At 78.4% G+C, this 2,183-nt stretch carries 1 protein-coding gene and 1 pseudogene; both read left to right on the top strand.

Going from position 1 to position 2,183, the window contains the following annotated elements; translation table 11 throughout:
• Positions 1–1,348: cytochrome P450 (locus ACWGIU_RS36305; RefSeq protein ID WP_453712339.1), on the top strand; the 1,348-nt coding region annotated here is incomplete at its 5' end.
• A 144-nt stretch (positions 1,349–1,492) separates the two neighbouring features.
• Positions 1,493–2,183, top strand: a pseudogene (locus ACWGIU_RS36300) (hypothetical protein); the annotation flags it as partial.

Genomic DNA, 2,183 nt, shown 5'->3' with positions numbered 1-2,183 from the left:
GGAATCGTCGCGGTACGCGGCTCTCGCGCCGGCGCCGGTCCCGGGAACGACCGCCCGGGTGGCCCTCGCAGGCTTCGGTGGCCTGCTCCGGGGGCTGGCCCGGCCGCGCTCCGCAGACGTGCGCGCCTCCGCCGCCGCGCTGCGTGCCCTGCGCGCACGCCACGGGGACGCGCCGGCCCTGATCCGCACCCGATCCGGGCTGACCTTCCTCGTCCTCCTCGACCCACATGACCTGCGCCGCTTCTACGCCGAACCCGTCAGCGTCCTCGCGGCCGCCGCGCCCGACAAGTGCCGGGGCCTCGGCGCCGAGGAGCCCGCCGACTCCGGATGCTCCCGCGGCGACCTCCGCGCGGAGCAGCGCCAGGTCGGGGCCGAGGTGCTGGCCGCGGGCCGGCCCGTGCACCCCTCCTGCGGCCCCTTCCTCACCGCCCTCGCGCAGGAGGCCCGGCGCCTGACCGTCCCCGCCACCGCGACCGGCACCCTCACCGCCTCCGCCGCCACCCTCGACCTCGCCCGCGCCCGGTACGCCGTCCAGCGTGCCGCCCGGCGGATCGTGCTCGGCGACGCGGCAGCCGCGGACGAGGAGCTCACCGGATGGCTCACCCAGCTGCGCGCCGACGGCGGAAGCCCGCGCGGCGGCCGGGTCCGCGCCGCCCGCTCCGTGCACGACAGGGCCCGCGCCCGCATCGAGGAGTACGCCGCCCGAGCCGACGGCGACACCCTCGTCGGTCGGGCCGCCCGCCACGCCGACCCCCACGGAACCCTCGATCCCCTCGGCCAGGCCCTGCACTGGCTCCTGGCCATGGACGCCGTCCCGGACACGCTGCTGCGCACTCTGCTCCTGCTCGGGGCGCACCCAGGGGAGCAGGACCTGGCCGCGGCCGAGGCGTCCGCCGAAGCCGTCGCCGGTGCGGACCGGGGCGAACTGCCCCGGCTGCGGGCCTGCGTCCGGGAGTCCCTGCGGCTCTACCCGGTGGTGCCCGACCTGATCCGCGTCACCCGCGCCGAGACCGAATGGCGGGGCGTGCGCTACCCGGCCGGTACCTCGCTGCTGGTCCCCGCCGCGTTCCACCAGCGCGACCCCGAACGCGTACCGGCCGCGCACGTGTTCGTGCCCGGCCGGTGGAAGAACCCGGGCGCGGACCAGGACGTCCGGATGGCGCCCTTCAGCCACGGCGGTGGCCGTTGCCCGGGCGACCAGCTCGGCCTGATGACGACCGCCGCGCTCTGCGCCGAGGTGCTGCGCGGCCATCGCGTCGCGGGTACCAGGCCGGTGCTCGACCCGGTGGGGCCGCTGCCCGCGACCCTCGACCCGCAGGGCATCCGGCTCACGCTCACCCGCCGCTGAGGGCGCCCCGCCGAGCGCGACTCCGGTCCCCGTTCCTGTCCCCGTGCCTGGCCCGTTTCCCGCCCGTCCCGACCCCGACCCCGACCCCGACCCCGACCCCGCCCCCGCCCGTCCCCGAACCCCTGCCGAACCCCCGAGGATGACATGCCCGACGCCGCGACCTCCGCCCCGGACATCGACCTGCTCGACGCCCCGTGCCGCGCCCTCGCCGAGGCCGCCGACGCGGTCGGGGAAGCCGCCCGCCACGCCTCCGGCCTGGCCTACGGGGCCCGCCTGCCCGCGGCCGCCCTCGCCCGGGGCGGCCTTACCCGGCTCGGCTGGCGCACCCTGTTGCGTACACTCACCGACCCGGCGGGCCTCGGCTGGGCCCCGCGCGGCCGGGGTGTGGCCCGGGCCGGCCGGCTCGCCGGCATCCTGGCGGGACGGGAGAGCCTCGCGATCAGCATCGCGGTCTGCGGACTGAGGGCCCGGATCAGGGCCGCGAGCGCCGACCGCCCCGAACTGTTCGACGATCCGGGCGCGGCCGCGGTCCTCGGCGCCGTCGGAGCGGGCCACCAGGGACAGGCCGTCCGGTTGTTCCGTGCCATCATGCGCGAGCGGGGCGCCGAACACGCCTTCGCGTTGCTGGCCCCGTCCTTCGCCGACATCCTCGCCTGGCACGCGCTGACCGACGCGAACCCCTTCAACGACCATGCCGGCTGGCAGGTCGCCACCGGCCGGGCCGAGACCGCCGAACCCGTCCTCGGGCTCGGCGCCGCCTTCTGGGCCTTCTGCGACCGCGGCCCGGGCCTGCCCGAGGGAGTGGCCGCGACGGGGGCCGCGCCGACCCGGGGCC

The sequence above is a fragment of the Streptomyces sp. NPDC054840 genome (assembly GCF_053611065.1).
This window is presented reverse-complemented; position numbering and strand designations above follow the sequence as displayed.